An 18746-nucleotide genomic window follows, 5' to 3' on the forward strand; every position below is an offset into this window, starting at 1 on the left:
CCAGTTCTTACCGGCCGGTTGCGAGCACTAACGGCAAGGTGTTCTCAAGCTGGGTCTAAGGTTGGTGCTGTGACGGAGGAGCCTGCGGGGTCGAAGAAGCGCACCGACCCGACGAGTCAACTCGCCCGCGGCGAGCTGGTCCACGCCGAGGTCAAGCCGCTCGACCTGTCCGGCATCCCCAGCGTCATCACCGGTATCGCCGCCTGGGCGGTCGCGTTCGTGGTCCTGCTGATCTTCCGCGGCCGACTCGAGGACGACGGCCTCGACTGGTGGCTCTGGGTCACCGTCGCCGGCTTCGGCCTAGGCCTGATCGGCCTCTGGTACTGCCGCCGCCGCTGGGCCGCCATCAAAGCCGGCACCCGCCCCGAAACCGAAGACTGAACCGCCACGACCTCCGGTCGCTGTCGCGGTGCTGCTGCCACTGGGGGAACATGCCTGTACTCCCTTCGGTTGTGCGGTTTCGTCTGTTAGATGTTCGGCGTACAGGCGAGGTCCTTGGCTGGGCGGGCTCCGGTGAGTAGGAACGTTGTCACCGCGTTCTTCGAGCACAGGTTGGTGGACCGCGGGTAGACACCGTGTCCGCCGCCGGGATCGGTCACGATCGTGGCCCGCTGACCGAACGCCTGCCGCATCTTCTTGGCGCCGGCGAGCGGGGTGCCCGGGTCACGCTCGAACTGCACCATGAGGACGTTCGCCGGGCCGCGGTCGTTGATCCTCACCCGCTCGCGGCGCTCGTTCGGCCAGAACGCGCACGGTCCGATATTGGCCGCGGCTCCGCCCAGCATGGGGTACTTGATCCGGTCGACCGCGACGTCGCGCTGGTACTCGCGGACCTGCTCCGGCCAGCCCGGGTTGTTGCAGGCAACGGTCAGGCGGGCGGACATGAGGTTGTCGGCGTCCGTCGCCGGCGGCCGGTTCAGCGGCTGGTTCGTGTCGAGGTTGTGCCAGAGCTCGGCCAAGTTCGCAAAGACGACATCCGAGTACATCGTGGCGAACGCGGTGCGGCGCGGACCCGGTCCAGGTCCCGTGCGGTGTTCGGCGTGGTCATGTGCGGCAGCAGCGACCCGGTCTTCGAGTTGGCGCACTGGTTGGCGAGGGTTCGCGCGTACGTGGCCTCCTTGGTGACGTCAGAGGCGCTGTGCGCGTACGTCGCGAAGCCACCGAGGGCCTGCTGCTCCATGGTGGTGTCGCAGGTCAGCGGTGTGCTGTGGCCGACACCGCGGGGGTCCATGCCGATCACGTCGTACGCGTTCTGCACGTCCTCCGGTAGGCCGTCGAGCACTCCAGCGGCACGGAGGCGACAACGTCCGCCGGGCATGCTCCCCAGTGCAGGGTGTTCGGCGCAGTCTTGGCGTTCGCGTCGGCGTTGGTCGCCGCCATCGACACGGCCGGCACGGCCGCCGCCACTACCGCGGTCGCGGCAAGAGCGAGGGTGAATGTCCTGTGCATCTGATGTCCTCCAACAGGGCGCACAAGGCGCCGGGTACGGTCATCAGAAATCTAGTTTTCTGCTCGGTCGCGACATCAACCGTCCGCACAAAGCTCCACGGCCAAAAGGACTACGGGCGATTCAGACGGTTATTGCAACCAGCCTCGGGCAGCTTGTTCTATTCGGGTGTGGCGCGTTTCTCGGGCCGAGGCGGGTTCGGCGTTTGCTCGGGATGGGATGGTGCCGGTGGAGCCGTCGAGGGATTCTCGGAGGATGTCGGCGTGACCGGCGTGACGGCTGGTTTCTTGGAGCAGATGGATGAGGATGTTGAAGAGGGTCACGCTGGGACTCGGCCACCAGGCGGCGTGGCCGGGGGCATCCAGGGGTAGGGCGGCGATCGTTGCGTCGGAGTGTTCCCAGACGCGGTGGTAGCGGTCGATGATCTCCGACCGGGTCTCGTGCTCGGTCGCCCACATGTCGGCGCCTCGTTGAGCCTTGTCGTCCCAGCGCGGTAGCGCCTCTGGGAACGGCCGGTCGAAGACCTCACCGAGGTACCGGGACTCCCACAGGGTCAGGTGCTTCACGAGCCCGAGCAGGTTGGTCCCGCTCACAGTCAGCGGACGGCGTACGTCGTACTCGCTGAGCCCATCGAGCTTCCACACGACGGCCTTCCGGAGGTCCCGCAGCTCGCCGTACATGAACTCCTTCGCCCGCTCATCGATCATGCCGCCAACCCTGTCAGCCGGCAGTCACATACGGGAAGGTCTTCTGCCTCAGGTTTGTGGCGGTTGAGGGGTTCAGGCCGGACGGGACTGCGGTGCCGGTGATCATCGAGAGCATGAGCTCGGGGGCGTTGTCTGCGAGGGTTCTGCCGTTGCGGCCGGCGAAGCCGAATGTCGCGGGCGTGCCGACGACGTATGGGAGAACGTCGGGGAACAGTTGGCGGGCGACGTTCTCGCCGTACCCTTGCGGATCGTCCGACGTACCGCTCGCCGCGACCACCGCGGCGACGCGTTCGGCCAGGTTCTTGCCGTCGGCCTCGAAATCCTGGGAAGGGTGCCGGGTGTTGGCCGGGTAGGTGAAGCGGGTGTCGTCGGGCCAGAAGATCGGCCACATCATCGGGTTGCCGGCGCGGTTGATCTGCCGCCAACCACCCGCATCGGTGGCCAGTTTCGTCGTACACCACACGCCGATGGACGTGCCCGGGCTGAGCACCGCGTCCTGATGCGAGACCTCGAGCACGATCGACTCAACCGTCGTACCGGCGAAGCTGTTGACCGCGGACTCGGGCTGCCACCTGGACAGATCAACCGCGGCCCCATCGTGTACGGCGCCGTTGATGCGGGCGAGCAGGGACAGGTCGATGTAGAACGAGTCGGCGATCCGCCCAGCCCACAGTCGTACGCCGGACCCGTCAACGGGCTCGCCCGTGGCACCGCGCAGTACCAACTCCCCCTCGGCGTCATCGTGGCGCGCGTCGTCGCCGGTCAGCACGTGCAGCGCCACCGACTGCCGGCCATCGCCGTCCCGCTCACCGAAGGACACGCGGTAGGTGAGCTTCTCGTACTCCGCGCCGTCGACGTGCACCTTGAACTCGTAGCGGGCCTCGTGATGGAAGCCTGGTTGGACATCGGGCTCGGAGATCGTCGAGTTGACGTCCATGACGAACACCGTGCTCTCCGGCCCGGCGAACACGTAGAGGTCGTCGATGTAGAGCTGTCCGTTCTGCCTGGCCAGTGGGGTATCGAGGTGGTGCGACATGGTGGCTGGTTCCCTTCGCGGAGTGGGATTCGGTCCGCCACCGAGCATCACCGTGCCGGCGCTGCGGGGGTAGCCGCCAATCCGGCAACTGCTCATAATCAATGGTTATGAGCGACGTACCGCCGGATCTCGAGAGTCTGAAGCTGCTGACCCTGGTCGCGGAACTCGGCAGCCTGGGCCAGGCCGCCGAGCGGATGCGGATCAGCCAGCCGGCTGCCAGCAAACGTCTGAGCATGCTGGAGCGCCGACTCGGTCTGCCGCTGGCCGAGCGCGGCACTCGCGGCTCTGCTCTGACGACGGAAGGCAAGGCGGTCTGTCACTGGTCCGAACGGGTGCTGGCCGAGGCCGGGAACCTGATGGCCGGCGTCGCCGCTCTTCGCGACGCCAGGACCCATGACCTGCGCCTCGCCTCCAGCATGACGCTGGCCGAGAGCTACCTCCCGGGCTGGGTCGCCGAACTGCAACGGCAGACGCCCGGCCTGCAGCTCAGCTTGAAGGTGACCAACTCCGAGCAGGTCGCCACGCTCGCCGCGCGCCACGAGATCAGCATCGGCTTCATCGAGGCACCCACCGTGCCGGCCGGACTCAGTTCCCGGACCGTTGCCACCGACCGGCTCGCGGTCGTCGTCGCGCGTTCGCACCCCTGGGCCCGCCGCCGTCAGCCGGTCCAGCTGACCGAACTGGCCGACACCCCACTCGTCGTACGCGAACACGGATCCGGGACCCGCGAGACCCTGGACCGCATCTTCGCCACCGCCGGCCTCAAGCCCGTGCCGCCGCTGATGGTCCTCGAGGTCAACGCCGCCGTACGCCGTGCCGCTGCCGCCGGGATCGCCCCGGCCGTACTCAGCGCAGCCACAGTCGTCGACGACCTGGCCCTAGGTCACCTGGTCGAAGTCCGCCTGGCCGAAGCCGACCTGCACCGCCGCCTCCGCGCCGTCTGGCCCAAATCCCACCCACTACCCGCCGCGGCCGAAGCTCTACTCCGCATTGCCCGGCGAGCGAAGCCGTCGGATTAGTTCTCGTCCGCGCGGTCGGCGGCAGCAATTTCTTCGGCCGCGGGCTCGGTCACGGTGACTTCGGGCTCGACTGCGCCGGCCTCGAGCGCCTCGGTCTTGGCTTCGGCAGCCAGTTCCATCGCGTCGTAGCCGGTGGTGTCGAAGGCGTGCTCGGCGACCGGCGGCTCGGAGATGTCGATGACGGCGTCTGAGTGGGCGCCGCAGCCGTAGTCGTACGCGACGACGCGGCCTTCGCCGGGGGCCATCTCGTTGGTGCAGGCGCCGAAGGCTTGGCCGAGGCTGTCGGCCAGGCGGATCCAGTAGCCGCAGGAGTTGCACTTGTACGGGACGGCCTGGGCGATCGCGGACGTCGGGCCGAAGTCTCCGGCGTACCAACGGTCGGACGCGTCTTCACGCCCGAACTGCGACAGGACGCGCTCGCGACCCAGTCCGAGCTCCTCGACGACCGCGAGCACGTCCTCGGGGGCGCCGGTGTCGGTGAAGCCGGGCTCGAGGCGCGGGTCGTCCGCGTGGGTCGGGAACAGGTCGCCGGGGCGCAGGTCGCCGGGCTGGACCCGGTCGGACCACGGCACCCACTCCGGCGCGACGATCGCCTCATCGCCGGGGAGCATGACGACCTCGTTGACGGTGACCGTCTTCGCGCGGGAGGCGCGGGTGAGCGTGACCGCCCAGCGCCAGCCGCGGTACCCGGGGTGGGCCGAGGCGAAGTAGTGGGTGACGAGGCGTTCACCCTCGACCAGATGGCCGAGGTGAGCACCGATCTGCGCGGCACCGGCCTCCACGATCGCGGCCTCACGGGCCGGTTCGACGGCGGCGACACAGATGGTGTCAGCCTTGGCACGCACCGGGTCCGGAGTTCTGACGGAAGTCACAATCGCCCATTCTCGCACGCCGGGCCGAATGCTCCGAACCCCCGTCGTACGTCCGCAATTCACAGCTGGTACGCGCGGTGACTGCGGTCTGTCCCCGGGACGAGGCAGGATGGTTCTATGCATCCCCCGGATCCGGCCGAGCCGAAGGCGACGCCCGGCGGCAAGCCCGCCGGCGATCCCTCCCGCGGCGCCCCGGGGAACGGCCCGGCAACGGGTGACGGGAAGTCCGCGGGTGAGCGCTTCGCCGAGGCGCGGGAGAAGCTGGGGACGGCGAGCAAGAAGGTCGGGCGTGCCTCGAAGGTCGGCGCGAGTGGTGTCGCATCGGCGTCGAAGAAGACGGCCAAGGTCAGCGGGAAGGTCGGCCGCGCGACCGGGCGGCGGATCCAGGGCCTGACCGGTGCGCAAGGTGCCCGCGAGTCGGGGTTGTCCCGGCTGATCGAGCTGGGCGCGGTCAACGCCGCGGGAGATACCGCCTTCGCCGTATCGCTCGCCGGGACGGTGTTCTTCACCGTTCCGAGCGACCAGGCCCGTGATCGGGTCGCGTTGTTCCTGCTGCTGACGATGGCGCCGTTCGCGCTGATGGCACCGCTGATCGGCCCGATCCTGGACCGGTTCCGGCACGGTCGCCGCTGGGCCATCGGTGCCACGCTCGGACTCCGCGGGTTCCTCGTCTGGAGTCTGGCCGCCTCGATCTCCGGCAACGGATCCGCGTGGCTCTACCCGGCCGCGCTCGGTTGTCTCGTCGCGTCCAAGGCGTACGGCGTCACCCGGGCGAGCGCCGTACCGCGGCTGCTGCCCAAGGAGATCACGCTCGTCACGGCCAACTCCCGGATCTCGCTGGCCGGGGTCGCGGGCGCGACGATCGGCGCCGGGATCGCGGGTGCGTTCGCTGCGATCGGGCCGCAGTGGTCACTGCGCTGGGCCGCGGTGGTCTACACGGTCGGCCTGATCCTGGCGATCCGGTTGCCGAGTGCGGTCGACTCACCGGCCGGCGAGGAGATGACGGGGACGGAGGGACGCGACGCGAGGCGGCGCGCGATCACGGCCGCGGTGTCGCGCGGGATCCGCTGCAACCTCGGACTGCGGTTCGTGTCCGGCTTCCTGACCATGTATCTGGCGTTCCTGCTCCGGGACAAGCCGATCAGCGGGATCGACGGCGCGATCGCGGCCGGTGCGGTGATCGCGGCGGCCGGCATCGGGAACAGCGCCGGCACCCTGATCGGATCGTTGCTCAAGGCCCGAAAACCCGAGGGCGTCGTACTGATCGTGCTGATCGCGGACGCGACGGTCGCGGTCGGGGTCGCGGTGTTCTACGGGTTCCCGCTACTGATCGCGCTCGGCCTGATCGCCGGTCTGTGCAGTTCGCTCGGCAAGCTGTCGCTGGACGCGATGATCCAGCGCGACGTACCGGAATCCGTGCGTACGTCGGTCTTCGCGCGGTCGGAGACCGTGCTCCAACTGGCCTGGGTCATCGGTGGCGGGTGCGGGATCGTGCTTCCGCTGATCCCCCGGCTCGGCTTCGGGTTCCTGGCCGCCGTACTCCTTGTCGTGGTGTTCCTGGTGATCCGGATGCGCCCGACGAACAAGGCCACCCCGGGCCCGCTCAAACCGGGCGGTCTCGGCGGCCCGCGCTCCGGCGGGACGCACCAGCCCCAGCCGCAGGGCTCGGAGCAGCGGCCCGGGAGTACGAGCCGGACCATCCTCACCACCAGCGTCGCCGAACAACGCGCCAACCGAGCCCAACGCTCCACCACCCACGACGAACCCACCGTCGAATGGAACCCAGGCGGCGACGATCCCCACCGCGGCGGGTCAACCCCGGGGGACTCACGCGGCAGCGGGACAACTCCCGAGGATTCACGCGGCAGTGGGACAACCACTGGGAATTCACGCGGCAGTGGGAGAACTCCTGGGGATTCACGTCACGGTGGGACAACTCCTGAGGATTCACGTCACGGTGGGACAACCCCGGAGGCACGACGCGGTGGGACGACTCCGCAGCCGCCGGTGAGTGGATCAAGCGGACCGCAGGCAGCCGGGCGGTGGTGGAGTGGGCAGCCGGAGGACGACGCCGACGACACCCGCGAAGACACGACCCCCTGGTCCGAAGAGCCCACCGTCGAACGCGACCGCGACCGCGGCTTCTTCACCCGCCGCCGCCCCGACGGCCGCCGCCCACCACGCTGACGCCCACCACGGGGACGAGCCCGCCGCCGACGCGATCGCCGACTCGCATGCTCGGACCCAGGACGTGCGCCGACTCGCATGCTCGGACCCAGGACGTGCGCCGACTCGCGCGCTCGGGGGCCGGACGTGTGCCACTCACTAACCCTCGCGAGCCGAGAGCTCCCGCGCTCACTCAAGCCTCGCGTCGACCACAATCCCGCCTTTAGTGAGTGCCTCAGGCCCGCACCCCACTACGACCAGCAACCGGGGACCTCATCCACGAGGTCCCCGGTTGCCGGTAACTAGTCAGTTCAGGAGGCCATTTGGAGGCGGTCGGCGGAGGCGTCGTCTTCGACGGGGGCGGGGGTGGGCTGCTGCGGGGTGTGGGTGGTGCCTCGGAGGGTGAGGGTGGTGACTACAGCGGTGGCCAGCAGGAGGATGCAGCCGACTACCGCGACGACGTTCATGCTGTGGGTGAAGGCGTGACGGGCGGTCGCCAGCAGCGCCTCGGCCGCCTGACCCGGGAGGTGTGCGGCCGCAGCAGTCGCGGCCGGCAGGCCCTCACGAAGCGGCGCGGCGGCATCCGCCGGAAGGTCTGACCGGTACGCCGCGGTCCCGATGGACCCCAGTACGGCGATGCCCAGCGCGCCACCGAACTCGGCGCAGGTCTCCATCACCGCAGAGGCGGAACCGGCCCGCTCCGGAGCGACCGAGCCAACGACGGCCTCGGTCACCAGAGTCATCACCATCACCAGACCGGCGGCCAGCAGACCAGCACCAACCAGCGGCACCGCCAGCGACGAACCCACATGCACCTGAGTCAGTACGCCGTACCCGAAGGCACCGAGCACGAACGCTCCACCGATCACATACGCCCGGTCCATCTTCCCCGCGAGCACGGTCGCCAGCGGAGCCGCGCCACCAACCAGGACCGACGGTGCGAGCGACCACAGCGCCGCCTTCAACGGGCTCAGCCCGTGCACCAACTGCAGGTACTGGGTCAGGAAGACCGCGTTGCCCACCAGCGCCAAAGTCCCGATGGTGTTGGCCGCGAGCGAACCGCTGAAGGCGCGGTTGCGGAACATCGACAGATCAAGCATCGGGTACGCCGCAGTCCGCTGCCGCTGCACGAACACCAGCCCGAAGACGACGCCGGCCACGATCGACACCACTGGCAGCGCGGAGAACCCGTTCGCTGCCAACTCCTTGATCCCCCAGATCACCGGTAGTACGGCGGCCAGCGACAGCACCGAACCGATCAGGTCGAACCGGCCACCGGCCGGAGCCTTGAACTCAGGCAGCAGCATCGGCGCCAGGACCAGCAGCAGAAGCATCGCCGGGGTGTTGATCAGGAACACCGAACCCCACCAGAAGTGCTCGAGCAGGAACCCACCGAGCACCGGCCCGAGAGTGATCCCGCCCATCATCACCGCGCTCCAGAACGCGATCGCCTTCGACCGCTGCCCCGCGTCGTGGAACATGTTCCGGATCAGCGCCAGGGTCGACGGCATCAGGGTCGCGCCGCCGATGCCGAGGATGGCGCGGGCCGCGATCAGCTGCTCCGGGTTCTGTGCGTACGCCGCTGCCACCGAGGCGAGCCCGAATCCGATCGCACCGAAGATCAGCAGCTTGCGCCGCCCGATCCGGTCACCCAGCGAACCCATGGTGATCAGCAGGCCGGCCAACACGAAGCCGTAGATGTCGAAGATCCACAGCTGCTCGGTCGCGTTCACGCCCAGGTCCGCGCTGATGAACGGGACCGCGAAGTACAGCACCGAGACGTCCATCGAGACCAGCAGCAGCGGCAGGGCGAGCACGCCGAGCGCGATCCATTCCTTGCGTCCCGCTCGTTCAGTCGAGCTCATGATGCCCTCCCAGGCGATCTGTCTATGCCGCACACTGTGTGCGCCATAGACAGACCATAGCCAAGACTGTCTATGATGTAAACAGATAAGCTGAAAGTCGGATGGGAGTGATCACCGTGGACGAGGCGATGGCAGATCTGCCGCAGGTGCTGCAGCGGCTCTGGGGCATCGAGGCGCCGGCGCGACCGGGGCCGAAACCGGCGTTCCAGCTGAGCGACATCGGGCGGGCCGCGATCAAGCTGGCCGACGCCGGCGGGCTGGCCGCGGTCTCGATGAGCAAGGTGGCCGCCGAGCTCGGCTTCACCACGATGTCGCTCTACCGGTACATCGACGCCAAGGACGATCTGTACGTCGTGATGCTGGACCAGGCGTTCGGCGAGGCGCCCGGGTCACCCCCGGGCGAGGACTGGCGGAGCCGGATCACCGCCTGGGCCGAAGCGTTCCGCGACGGCCTGCGGCGGCACCCGTGGATCCTGCAGGTCCCGGTCACGGAGCCGCCGCTGTCACCCAACCAGCTGACCTGGATGGAGTCGGCCATGGACGCGTTCGACGGCACACCACTAGCACCGAACGAGCGGCTGTCGTCGATGCTGCTGGTCAACATCTACGTCCGCGGCACGGTCCAGCTGGCCATGGGCCTGCTGACGCGCACCCCCGAGGAGGCCGCGGCCGCGGACCGGCTCTACAACGACCGGCTGCGGATGCTCGCGACCGAGGACCGCTTCCCCGCCATCGCGACCATCACCCAGCAGCCGATTCCGGAGCAGCTCGACGTCGACTTCGAGACCGAGGGTTTCCGCGACGGCCTGAACACCGTCCTCGACGGCATCCAGGCCAGGATCGAACGGGCGGGCTGAACTCAGACGTCGAGTTTGTCGGCCACTCCGCGCAGGACGGTGGCGACCTGGCGGGAGGCCTTGCCGTCGGGCTGGCGGCCGCGACGGTAACTCTCGCCGAGGTTGTCGAGGAGTTTGATCAGGTCCTCGATGACGAGCTGCATCTCCTCCGGCTTCGGCCGCATCGCCTTCGCCACCGACGGCGGCGGGTCGATCAGCCGGACCTGCAGGGCCTGTTCGCCCTTGCGTCCCTCGACGACACCGAACTCGACCTTCTGGCCCGGCTTGAGGTTGGTCACTCCCGCGGGCAGGGCTTCGGCGCGGACGTAGACGTCCCCGCCCTCCTCCTTGCTGAGGAAGCCGAACCCCTTCTCGGAGTCGTACCACTTGACCTTGCCAACAGGCACGGGAACCCCTCTATACATCGAAATCCGGTGGAGCATGTCAATCGTCGGAACGGAAACCCAGCGTACGTGAACCGGCGCCGTGGCGCCTCCGGGAAACTACCTGAACGAGCAGGCTTCCCGCATCCGCGTTACCGCACACCTCACCGGTATTTCTCCGGATTCTTCAGCCGCTCGTTCATCGACCCCGACCGGAACCCGCGCGGGTCCACCTGCGCGGTCTGGAATCCCTCCGCCACGACCGCATCCACCAGCGCTTGCCGGTCGACCTGATCGAGCAACGCCTCGTCGATCTCGATGCTCGCCGACTCACCGAGATCACGCACGCGCACGTTCTGGACGTCGTACGGCGTGAGGAGTGAGCGGACCGTTTGTTCGGCGCGATCGACCCGGGCGAGCAGGTTCGGAGTGATCCGGATGCCGTACGCGATCCGGCTGGAAAGGCACGCCGCCGCGGGCTTGTCCGAGGTCTCGAGTCCCCAACTGCGGGACGCCTCGCGGATCTGCGCCTTGGTCAGTCGCGCATCCTTCAGCGGCGTGAGCGCACCCCGCTCGAACGCGGCCCGGATGCCCGGCCGGAAGCCGGCGATCGCGTCGTCGGCGTTCGTCCCGGTCGCGATCGCGGTGATGCCGAACTCGTCCGCGATCGGCTGCAGCGTCTCGATCAGCTCGGCCTTGCAGAAATAACACCGGGCACCCGAGTTGGCCTGGTACCCCTCGCGCTCCATCTCGTGCGTGTGCGGCGTGACATGCCGTACGCCGATCCCGTCAGCGAACCGCGCCGCGGGCTCGAGCTCGGCCGCCGGCAGCGACGGCGAGATCGCGGTCGCCGCGACGACGTTGGCCGGACCGATCGCCCGGGCCGCGGCCGCGAGCAGGAACGCCGAGTCGGCGCCACCACTGAACGCGACGACCATCTTGTCGTAGCTCGACAGGCGTCGCATCAAAGCTTCGAGCCGTTGCTCGAGCACGTACGCATCGAGCCAGGCCGGGAACTCGGTCAGGTCGTTCAGTACGACGTCAGCGCCGTACGCACGGAGTTCGTCAGCGGTGAACGGGCCGGTGGCGACCGATACCGCCACCGCACCGGCCGCATGGGCACCGTCGATGTCGGCGGTGTGGTCGCCGACGTAGATCGTGGCCTTGTGCTCGAGGAGCGCCGTACCCTTCTCAGCTCCGTGCAGGTCACCGACCGGCTCGTCGACGTCGAGGCCGAGGTGGTCGAGGTGCAGCCGCACAGACGGGGAGTACTTCGCCGAGACGACCATCGTCCGGCCGCGCAGCGCCCGGATCGCGGCGAGCGATTCGGTCACGCCCGGCATCGGCAGACTGCCGGTGATCGCGTGCGCCGGGTAGTGCTCCCGGTACCGCGTGACCATCGCGTCGACCTGTTCCGGCGGGAACCAGTTGGACATCTCCCAGGTCAGCGGCGGCCCGAGCCGGCTCACCACCAACTCGGAGTCGATGTGTACGCCGGTCTCCGCGGCGAGCAGATCCCAGACCGCCTGGATCCCCGGCCGCGAGTCGATCAGCGTCATGTCCAGGTCGAACCCGACCACCAACTCCGGTACATCGGCGGTGGCGGCAGTGGGTTGGATCTCGGCGGTTGACACGTCCCCAACCCTACGTCGTCCGTGCGTCTGCCAGGTCTCGCATCCCGAAACGAACGAATTGTCTACTAAAACAGTTGGATTATGGAGAAGGACCAACAATGACCCTCGCTTCGCTCGGGGCGGGGAGGAGAGGATGAGGAGTCCACACCATGACCACTCAGCTCGAAGCACCCGAGATCACCGTCACCAAGGCCGGCGGAGCGATCGGGGCCGTCGTCGGGAACGTCCAGCTCGGCGGGGACCTGAGCCCGGAGACCGTCGCCGCGATCCGCCAAGCCCTGCTCGACCACAAGGTGATCTTCTTCCGCGAGCAGCACCACCTGGACGACGCAGGCCAGCTCGCGTTCGCCCGCTTGCTCGGTACGCCGACCCTCGCGCATCCGACCTCGAAGAGCCTCGACGGCGCGGCCCACGTCCTGCCGATCGACTCCGACTACAGCAAGGCGAACAGCTGGCACACCGACGTCACGTTCGTCGACCGGATCCCCGCGATCAGCCTGCTCCGCGCGGTCACGCTGCCCACGTACGGCGGCGCAACCACGTGGGCCAACACGGTCACGGCGTACGCGAATCTGCCGGTGCCGTTGCAGGCTCTGGTCGATCGACTGTGGGCAGTGCACAGCAACGTCTACGACTACGCGGGCCATACAGACGAAGGACGGATCGGCGGGATCGACGTGAAGGAGGAGGAGCACCGCGAGCAGTTCGAATCCAAGCTGTTCGAGACCGAGCACCCGGTCGTCCGGATCCACCCGGAGACCGGCGAGCGCTCCCTGGTGCTCGGACACTTCATCCGCCGGTTCGTGGGACTGAGCAGCGCCGAGACGACCGCGCTGTACCAGCTGCTGCAGAACCGGGTGACGAATCTGGACAACACCGTCCGCTGGCAGTGGCAGCCAGGTGATCTGGCGATCTGGGACAACCGCGCAACCCAGCACTACGGCGTCGCCGACTACGACGACCAGCCGCGCCGGCTGCACCGGATCACGCTGGCCGGTGACGTCCCGGTGAGCGTCGACGGCATCCGCAGTACGCCGCGCACCGGCGATGCGGCGCACTTCTCCGCACTTGACAACTGAGGACACTCTGTCTGGCTACTTGACATTCTGAATGGAAATGTAAACCCTCAAGGTCATGGATTCGTTCAGCGACCGGACCAAGCGCCGTCTCCGGGACGAACTGCTCGATGCCGCGTACGACGCGGTCGTCGCCGGCGGGTACGACGGACTCCGGATGGCCGACGTAGCCCGGCGTACCGGGGTGTCCCGGCAGACCGTCTACAACGAGTTCGGCGACAAGTGGGCCGTCCTCGAAGCGGTCGCGGCCCGTGAGACCGAACGGTTCCTGCTGGACGTCAACGCCGCGCTGGCTGAGCAGCCAGACCCGATCGACGGCCTCCGGGCCGCGGTCGAGCGAGCGCTCACGCTGGCTGCGGTCAACCCGCTGGTGAGGGCGGCGCTGAGCCAGCCGGGATCGGACCAGGCCAGTCAGCTGCTGACCACACGGGGGCAGCAGGTGCTGGGCCTGGCCCACCTCCGACTTGATGCGCACGTGCGGGAGCACTGGCCGGAGGTCCCGGCGGAGGACGCGACCAGTTGCGTGGACGTCGCTCTGCGCGTCGTCATCAGCCACATCGTCACCCCGGGCCCTCCCCCGGCGGAGGTGGCCGCGCAACTGGCTCGCGTCCTGTCACCGTTTTTGAAGGAACACAGTCTTTCTGAGAACCGGAGGCAACACGTATGAACCAGCTGCACAGGCAGGGTTTCAGCTCACTCCGGTCCGGTGGCTTCAACTGGGACGCGCTGCCGCTGCGGCTGTTCGACAAGGGCAACCGCAAGTTCTGGAACCCGCGCGACATCGACTTCAGCCAGGACGCGAAGGACTGGCAGGATCTCAGCGACAACGACAAGGACAACGCGTTGATGCTGTGCTCGCAGTTCATCGCCGGCGAGGAGGCGGTGACCGAGGACCTGCAACCGTTCCTGCAGGCAATGGCGGCCGAAGGCCGGTTCGGCGACGAGATGTACCTGACGCAGTTCTGCTTCGAGGAGGCCAAGCACACCGCGGTCTTCCGGCTCTGGCTGGACGCGATCGGCGTCACCGAGGACCTGCACCACTACGTCGAGAACAATCCCGGCTACCGCGCGATCTTCTACGAAGCCTTGCCGGTCGCCCTCAAATCGCTCGCCGACGACCCGTCTCCGTCGAACCAGGTCCGCGCTTCGGTGACGTACAACCACGTGGTGGAAGGGACTCTGGCCCTGACCGGCTACCACGCGTGGAACCTGCTCTGCACCTCCCGCGGCATCCTGCCCGGCATGCAGGAACTGATCCGCCGGATCGGCGACGACGAACGCCGGCACATGGCCTGGGGCACGTTCACCTGCCGTCGCCACGTCGCCGGGGACGCGACCAACTGGAAGGTCGTCACCGACACGATGGAGGAGTTGCTGCCGCACGCGCTCACCCAGATCCAGTGGGCCCTCGACAATTCCGCCGAACTCCCGCCGGAGATCAACCCGACCGCGCTGATGACGTACGCCGGTGACCGCGCGACCCGGCGCCTCGGCGCGATCGAGTCCGCGGTCGGCGCGGATGTCGCCGGCATCGACCTCGACTACTCCCCCGAGAAACTCGAGGACGACTTCGGCGCCGAGGACTCAGCCGCGCTGGCGGCGGTTCGCTAGTACGACGACCACTGCCGCGGTCGCCAGGATTGCGGGAAGCCAGGTGACGGTCGTCGTACCGACGTGGTCGGCGACCTGGCCACCGGTGAAAGCACCCAGCGCGATCGATCCGTTGTAGACCCCTACCAGGACGGCGGACGACGCCTCGGGGGCATTCGGTGCCGCAGCGTGTCCCCAGGCCTGGGTGCTGACGCTCGTTCCGCCGTACGCGAGACCCCAGATCATCAATAGGACAAGGGATCCGGCGAGGGTGGCGCCAAGGAATGGCATCGCGATCGTGGCGACGGCGATGCCCGCGGCAATGAACGCCATGGCACGGGCCGGGCGGAGTGCGCCGGAGAGAAAGTTGCCGAGGACACCGGCTACGCCGTACGCGAGTAGGAGCGTGCCGACCAGTGCGGGCGTGACGTGAGCCTGCTGCTCGAGGAGCGGGCGGACGTAGGTGTACGCCGAGAAGTGGCCGGTGACAACTAGTCCGACCAGCAGGAGACCGACGCGGACCTGCTTGATCTTCAGCACCTCGAGCACATCCGCGGCTCGGACCGCCTTCTCGGGCGCGAGGCTCGGAAGGAACATCCACAGAGCCCCGGCCAGCGCCAGCGACAACAGGCCGACCGCCGCGAAGGCCCAGCGCCAGCCGACCAGGTCGCCGACGTACGCACCGGCCGGAATGCCAAGCACAGAAGCGATTCCGATCCCGCTGAAGATCAGCGAGGTCGCCGGACCGACGGCGTGCGGCGGGACGACCCTTCGCGCCAGGCCGACGGTCAGGAGCCAGACGCCGCCGAGCGAAATCCCCATCAGCACCCGGGCGATCATCAGCACCGTGAACGTCGGCGCAACACCTGACAGCAGACCGGCGACGCCGAGCAGCAGCATGAGCGCGACCAGGACCAGCCGACGGTCGAGCCTCCCCAGGATGAGCGGGAGGACCGGCGCGGCCAGCGCGGACACCACACCAGTGACGGTCAGGGTCAGGCCCGCCGTTCCTTCGGTCACCTGCAAGCTGCCGCTGACCGGGGTGAGCAAACCGACCGGCATCATCTCCGCGGTCACGACGGTGAAAACCGTGGCCGCCATCGTCACGGGAGCAGCCCAACCGCGGGTGTCGGTCGTCGTCAGCTGGTCGGCGCAGATCGTCGTCATATGTCCAGTGAGCGCCCGCGCGGGGGTGCGGAACAACGGCGATGTGGTCATGCTTGGATTAGCTGAGCTAATCGATCCCAGAGCGGGAGGGTGCCAAGTGGCGGTGGAGATCCGTGAGCTGGAGTGCTTCCTGGTGCTCTCCGAAGAGCTGCACTTCGGCCGTACGGCGGAACGCCTCTACCTCTCGCAGAGCCGGGTCAGCCAGCTGCTGCAGGCGCTGGAGCGCCGGATCGGCGGACCACTGTTCGACCGGACCAGCCGCCGGGTCGCACTGACTCCACTGGGCAAGGAGTTCCTCACCGCACTGCGCCCGGCGTACGCCGCGCTGGAGCGGGTGGTGGAGAACGCCCGCGAGTACGCCGCCAACGTCAAGGGCACGCTCCGGATCGGGTTCCAAGGGGCCGCGAACGACATCGTGCTCACCGCGGTGTCGGAGTTCCAGAACCGCAACCCGAACTGCGTGATCGACGTCGCCGAGCTGCCGCTGAACGACCCGTTCGGCGCTCTCCGCCGCGACGAGGTCGACGCGGCGGTCGTGATGCTGCCGGTCGCCGAGGACGACCTCGTCCTGGGGCCGGTGTTCTCCCGCCAGCAGCAGACGTTGACGGTCTGCTCCAGCCATCGACTCTCCACCCGGGACTCGATCGACGTGGAGGAGCTGGCCGACGAGACCCTGATCGCGATCGCGGACCCCGCACCCGGGTACTGGCGGCAGGCTCAGGCGCCCACCCAGACCCCGGCCGGCGCGTTGATCCACCGCGGTCCCGACGTCCGCACCTTGCAGGAGGGTCTGTCCCTGATCGCAGCCGGCCGCGGCGGCATGCTCGTCTGCCGTTCGACCGCGGAGCGCAACCGGCACTGGACGGGCATCGTCAACGTCCCCATCAACGGCCTGCCCGACTCACTCCTCGGCCTGATCTGGCGCCGCGGCGAGGACACCCCAGCTCTGAAGGCCTTCGCCGCTCAGCTCACCGACGATTAGAGCTTCCGAACCTCCGTGTCGGCGGGGGTCAGCAGCCGGCCGTCGGCGGCGTGGATCTCTATCGGACGCAGAGGTTTGCCGTCGCGGCGGTCGAGCAGCTCCGAGTGCGGCTGGCCGGGCTCGAACGAGAAGGCCTCGCCCCACTGGCGCAGGGCGACGATCACCGGGAAGAGCGCCTCGCCCTTCTCCGTCAGGACGTAGTCGGAGTCGGTGTGCTCGAGGATGCCCTTGTCTACGAGGGCCCGCAGGCGGGCGCTGAGGATGTTCTTCGCGACGCCGAGGTCGCGCTGGAACTCACCGAACCGGCGACTGCCGTCGAAGGCGTCGCGGACGATCAGCAGCGACCACCAGTCGCCGACCGCGTCCACCGACCGCGCCACCGGACAGTCCGTCGCGTCGAATCTGGTCCGTTTGACCATCTCCCACCTCCTGGTTGCAACATGCTACCAACATCTCTTACGGTAGCAAGATGCAACCACATCGGCTGTACCTCTCGGCGGCCGCCGGGATCGCGGTCGCGAACGTGTACTTCGCCCAACCGCTGCTGGTCACCATGGGCGCCGACCTCGGGATCGCCGCCGGGACCGTCGGCGCGTTCGTCACCGTGACGCAACTCGGCTACGGCCTGGGCCTGTTCTTCCTCGTTCCGGTCGGCGATCGACTCGACCGCGGCCGGCTGATCCGGGTCCAGTTCGTCCTCCTGGCCGCCGCACTGCTCCTCGTCGGCGTCGCCCGGAACGCCGCACTACTACTGATCGGGCTGGCCGCCGTCGGCGGTCTCGCCGTCGTCACCCAATCGCTGGTTGCCTACGGCGCATCACTCAGCCCGCCGGCCGAGCGCGGCCGGACGGTCGGCACGATCACCAGCGGCATCGTGCTCGGCATCCTGCTGGCCCGGACGACGGCCGGCCTGCTCACCGACCTGGCCGGCTGGCGCTCGGTCTACCTGATCTCCTGCGGCCTGAGCGTGCTGATCGCCGCGACCCTGTTCCGGTCCCCTCCGCAGCCGAAGACAGACCTCTCGTACGGCGCTCTGCTGCGATCGACCGTGGACCTGTGGCGGGACGAGCCACTGTTCCGGGCGAGCGCGATCCGCGCGTTCTTCATCTTCGCGTCGTTCAGCACCTTGTGGAGCTCGGTCGCCCTCCCATTGACCGAGCGCTCGTTGTCGCACACCGAGATCGGCCTGTTCGGACTGATCGGCGCGGCCGGCGCACTGGCCGCCGGTCCGGCCGGACGACTCACCGATCGGGGCCATGGGCAACTGGTGACGACAACGGCATCGGTGCTGCTAGCAACAAGTTGGTTGGTGCTCGTCTGGACGCCGAAATCCCTGCTGGCCTTGGCGATCGGCGCCATCGTGCTCGACCTCGCCGTACAGGCAGTCCATGTGAGCAACCAGACCCGGATCTATCCGCTGCGTCCAGATGCAGGTAGTCGGCTGATCGGTGGATACATGGTGTTCTACTCGATCGGCAGCGGCTTGGGCGCGATCGCATCGACCACCCTCTACGAGCGGACCGGCTGGACCGGCGTGTGCTTGCTGGGGGCAACCTTTGCCGTCGGCGCCCTGCTCACGTCAGTCCGAGCAGCTCCACCGACTTCTCGCGCATTTCGATCTTGCGAATCTTGCCGGTGATCGTCATCGGGAAGTCGTCGACGAGCACGACGTACTTCGGGATCTTGAAGTGGGCCAGTTTGCCGCTCGCGAACTCGCGAACGGCGGCGGCGTCGAGCGGGTCGGCGCCGGCCTTGAGCTTGATCCAGGCGCAGAGCTCCTCGCCGTACCTCTCGTCCGGTACGCCGATCACCTGGACGTCGGCGATCGACGGGTGGGTGTAGAGGAACTCCTCGATCTCGCGGGGGTACACGTTCTCGCCGCCGCGGATGACCATGTCCTTGATCGTCCTGCCAACTCCGAAGCTCAGCCATCCCGGCCGATACCCGGTCAGCCCGCCGTGATGCC

Annotated in this window: 19 protein-coding genes and 1 pseudogene; 9 read left to right on the forward strand and 11 right to left on the reverse strand. The window is 68.3% G+C overall.

Translation table 11 applies throughout. The annotated features are described in order from the left end of the window. Positions 1-69 precede the first annotated feature (69 nt). The gene (locus AB0L70_RS25735) at positions 70-381 is read left to right on the forward strand and encodes a DUF2530 domain-containing protein (protein ID WP_363688334.1); all 312 of its coding nucleotides are present in this window, start codon (positions 70-72) and stop codon (positions 379-381) included. A gap of 86 nt (positions 382-467) precedes the next feature. Here AB0L70_RS25735 and AB0L70_RS25740 read toward each other — a convergent pair whose 3' ends face one another. The 4 genes from AB0L70_RS25740 to AB0L70_RS25755 form a co-directional block, all read right to left on the reverse strand. Further along, a complete protein-coding gene (locus AB0L70_RS25740; RefSeq protein WP_363688336.1) occupies positions 468-1085 on the reverse strand; it encodes an alpha/beta hydrolase in 618 nt (205 codons plus the stop codon). A 151-nt stretch (positions 1086-1236) separates the two neighbouring features. Continuing rightward, the gene (locus AB0L70_RS25745) at positions 1237-1449 is read right to left on the reverse strand and encodes a hypothetical protein (RefSeq protein WP_363688338.1); all 213 of its coding nucleotides are present in this window, start codon (positions 1447-1449) and stop codon (positions 1237-1239) included. Between the two features lie 129 nt (positions 1450-1578). Next, complete coding sequence (locus AB0L70_RS25750; RefSeq protein WP_363688340.1) at positions 1579-2154, reverse strand: DinB family protein; 576 nt, start codon at positions 2152-2154, stop codon at positions 1579-1581. A gap of 13 nt (positions 2155-2167) precedes the next feature. Then, positions 2168-3190, reverse strand: coding sequence for a DUF4331 family protein (locus AB0L70_RS25755; RefSeq protein ID WP_363688342.1), 1023 nt, complete (start codon positions 3188-3190; stop codon positions 2168-2170). 107 nt (positions 3191-3297) lie between these two features. Here AB0L70_RS25755 and AB0L70_RS25760 point away from each other — a divergent pair, with 107 nt between their 5' ends. Continuing rightward, positions 3298-4209, forward strand: coding sequence for a LysR family transcriptional regulator (locus AB0L70_RS25760; RefSeq protein WP_363688344.1), 912 nt, complete (start codon positions 3298-3300; stop codon positions 4207-4209). On the opposite strand, the gene AB0L70_RS25765 is transcribed toward AB0L70_RS25760, so the two are convergent. Next, the gene (locus tag AB0L70_RS25765) at positions 4206-5081 is read right to left on the reverse strand and encodes a DUF3027 domain-containing protein (RefSeq protein ID WP_363688346.1); all 876 of its coding nucleotides are present in this window, start codon (positions 5079-5081) and stop codon (positions 4206-4208) included. The genes AB0L70_RS25760 and AB0L70_RS25765 overlap by 4 nt on opposite strands. 117 nt (positions 5082-5198) lie before the next feature. Here AB0L70_RS25765 and AB0L70_RS25770 point away from each other — a divergent pair, with 117 nt between their 5' ends. Beyond that, positions 5199-7268: an MFS transporter gene (locus tag AB0L70_RS25770; RefSeq protein WP_363688348.1), complete on the forward strand. Its 2070-nt coding sequence runs from the start codon at positions 5199-5201 to the stop codon at positions 7266-7268. Positions 7269-7558: 290 nt separating this feature from the next. On the opposite strand, the gene AB0L70_RS25775 is transcribed toward AB0L70_RS25770, so the two are convergent. Beyond that, positions 7559-9112, reverse strand: coding sequence for an MFS transporter (locus AB0L70_RS25775; protein ID WP_363688350.1), 1554 nt, complete (start codon positions 9110-9112; stop codon positions 7559-7561). A 101-nt stretch (positions 9113-9213) separates the two neighbouring features. Between AB0L70_RS25775 and AB0L70_RS25780 the strand changes: the two genes are divergently transcribed. Then, the gene (locus tag AB0L70_RS25780) at positions 9214-9969 is read left to right on the forward strand and encodes a TetR/AcrR family transcriptional regulator (RefSeq protein ID WP_363688352.1); all 756 of its coding nucleotides are present in this window, start codon (positions 9214-9216) and stop codon (positions 9967-9969) included. Positions 9970-9971: 2 nt separating this feature from the next. Here AB0L70_RS25780 and AB0L70_RS25785 read toward each other — a convergent pair whose 3' ends face one another. Beyond that, positions 9972-10355 (reverse strand): cold-shock protein, encoded by a 384-nt coding sequence (locus AB0L70_RS25785; RefSeq protein WP_363688354.1) that lies wholly within the window; start codon positions 10353-10355, stop codon positions 9972-9974. Positions 10356-10495: 140 nt separating this feature from the next. Further along, positions 10496-11965: an ATP-dependent sacrificial sulfur transferase LarE gene (gene larE, locus AB0L70_RS25790; RefSeq protein WP_363688356.1), complete on the reverse strand. Its 1470-nt coding sequence runs from the start codon at positions 11963-11965 to the stop codon at positions 10496-10498. A 149-nt stretch (positions 11966-12114) separates the two neighbouring features. Here larE and AB0L70_RS25795 point away from each other — a divergent pair, with 149 nt between their 5' ends. Genes AB0L70_RS25795 through AB0L70_RS25805 form a run of 3 tightly spaced genes read left to right on the forward strand, consistent with a single transcriptional unit; the run spans position 12115 to position 14652 of the window. Further along, entirely contained in the window at positions 12115-13044 is a 930-nt protein-coding gene (locus AB0L70_RS25795; RefSeq protein ID WP_363688358.1) for a TauD/TfdA family dioxygenase, read from the forward strand. A 55-nt stretch (positions 13045-13099) separates the two neighbouring features. Further along, the gene (locus tag AB0L70_RS25800; protein WP_363688361.1) at positions 13100-13708 is read left to right on the forward strand and encodes a TetR family transcriptional regulator; all 609 of its coding nucleotides are present in this window, start codon (positions 13100-13102) and stop codon (positions 13706-13708) included. Beyond that, the gene (locus AB0L70_RS25805; protein WP_363688363.1) at positions 13705-14652 is read left to right on the forward strand and encodes a R2-like ligand-binding oxidase; all 948 of its coding nucleotides are present in this window, start codon (positions 13705-13707) and stop codon (positions 14650-14652) included. The genes AB0L70_RS25800 and AB0L70_RS25805 overlap by 4 nt, the downstream gene beginning before the upstream one ends. Here AB0L70_RS25805 and AB0L70_RS25810 read toward each other — a convergent pair. Beyond that, entirely contained in the window at positions 14626-15849 is a 1224-nt protein-coding gene (locus AB0L70_RS25810) for an MFS transporter (RefSeq protein WP_363688365.1), read from the reverse strand. The genes AB0L70_RS25805 and AB0L70_RS25810 overlap by 27 nt on opposite strands. Positions 15850-15895: 46 nt before the next feature. On the opposite strand from AB0L70_RS25810, the gene AB0L70_RS25815 reads away from it, so the two are divergent. After that, positions 15896-16780, forward strand: a complete 885-nt coding sequence (locus AB0L70_RS25815; RefSeq protein WP_363688367.1) for a LysR family transcriptional regulator — start codon at positions 15896-15898, stop codon at positions 16778-16780. On the opposite strand, the gene AB0L70_RS25820 is transcribed toward AB0L70_RS25815, so the two are convergent. Further along, the gene (locus AB0L70_RS25820; RefSeq protein WP_363688369.1) at positions 16777-17199 is read right to left on the reverse strand and encodes a helix-turn-helix domain-containing protein; all 423 of its coding nucleotides are present in this window, start codon (positions 17197-17199) and stop codon (positions 16777-16779) included. The genes AB0L70_RS25815 and AB0L70_RS25820 overlap by 4 nt on opposite strands. A 50-nt stretch (positions 17200-17249) precedes the next feature. Here AB0L70_RS25820 and AB0L70_RS25825 point away from each other — a divergent pair, with 50 nt between their 5' ends. Beyond that, complete coding sequence (locus tag AB0L70_RS25825) at positions 17250-18419, forward strand: MFS transporter (RefSeq protein WP_363688371.1); 1170 nt, start codon at positions 17250-17252, stop codon at positions 18417-18419. Here AB0L70_RS25825 and AB0L70_RS25830 read toward each other — a convergent pair. Beyond that, positions 18355-18746, reverse strand: a pseudogene (locus tag AB0L70_RS25830) (AMP-binding protein); the annotation flags it as partial. The gene AB0L70_RS25825 and the pseudogene AB0L70_RS25830 overlap by 65 nt on opposite strands.

It is taken from the genome of Kribbella sp. NPDC051952 (genome assembly GCF_040680855.1).
In the GTDB taxonomy this organism is placed as follows: domain Bacteria; phylum Actinomycetota; class Actinomycetes; order Propionibacteriales; family Kribbellaceae; genus Kribbella.

Coding starts and splice junctions, on each gene's coding strand:
- AB0L70_RS25745 (WP_363688338.1), bottom strand. CDS start 1,449: ATGCACAGGACATTCACCCTCGCTCTTGCCGCGACCGCGGTAGTGGCG.
- AB0L70_RS25750 (WP_363688340.1), bottom strand. CDS start 2,154: ATGATCGATGAGCGGGCGAAGGAGTTCATGTACGGCGAGCTGCGGGAC.
- AB0L70_RS25755 (WP_363688342.1), bottom strand. CDS start 3,190: ATGTCGCACCACCTCGATACCCCACTGGCCAGGCAGAACGGACAGCTC.
- AB0L70_RS25760 (WP_363688344.1), top strand. CDS start 3,298: ATGAGCGACGTACCGCCGGATCTCGAGAGTCTGAAGCTGCTGACCCTG.
- AB0L70_RS25770 (WP_363688348.1), top strand. CDS start 5,199: ATGCATCCCCCGGATCCGGCCGAGCCGAAGGCGACGCCCGGCGGCAAG.
- AB0L70_RS25775 (WP_363688350.1), bottom strand. CDS start 9,112: ATGAGCTCGACTGAACGAGCGGGACGCAAGGAATGGATCGCGCTCGGC.
- AB0L70_RS25780 (WP_363688352.1), top strand. CDS start 9,214: ATGGGAGTGATCACCGTGGACGAGGCGATGGCAGATCTGCCGCAGGTG.
- AB0L70_RS25795 (WP_363688358.1), top strand. CDS start 12,115: ATGACCACTCAGCTCGAAGCACCCGAGATCACCGTCACCAAGGCCGGC.
- AB0L70_RS25800 (WP_363688361.1), top strand. CDS start 13,100: ATGGATTCGTTCAGCGACCGGACCAAGCGCCGTCTCCGGGACGAACTG.
- AB0L70_RS25805 (WP_363688363.1), top strand. CDS start 13,705: ATGAACCAGCTGCACAGGCAGGGTTTCAGCTCACTCCGGTCCGGTGGC.
- AB0L70_RS25810 (WP_363688365.1), bottom strand. CDS start 15,849: ATGACCACATCGCCGTTGTTCCGCACCCCCGCGCGGGCGCTCACTGGA.
- AB0L70_RS25820 (WP_363688369.1), bottom strand. CDS start 17,199: ATGGTCAAACGGACCAGATTCGACGCGACGGACTGTCCGGTGGCGCGG.
- AB0L70_RS25825 (WP_363688371.1), top strand. CDS start 17,250: ATGCAACCACATCGGCTGTACCTCTCGGCGGCCGCCGGGATCGCGGTC.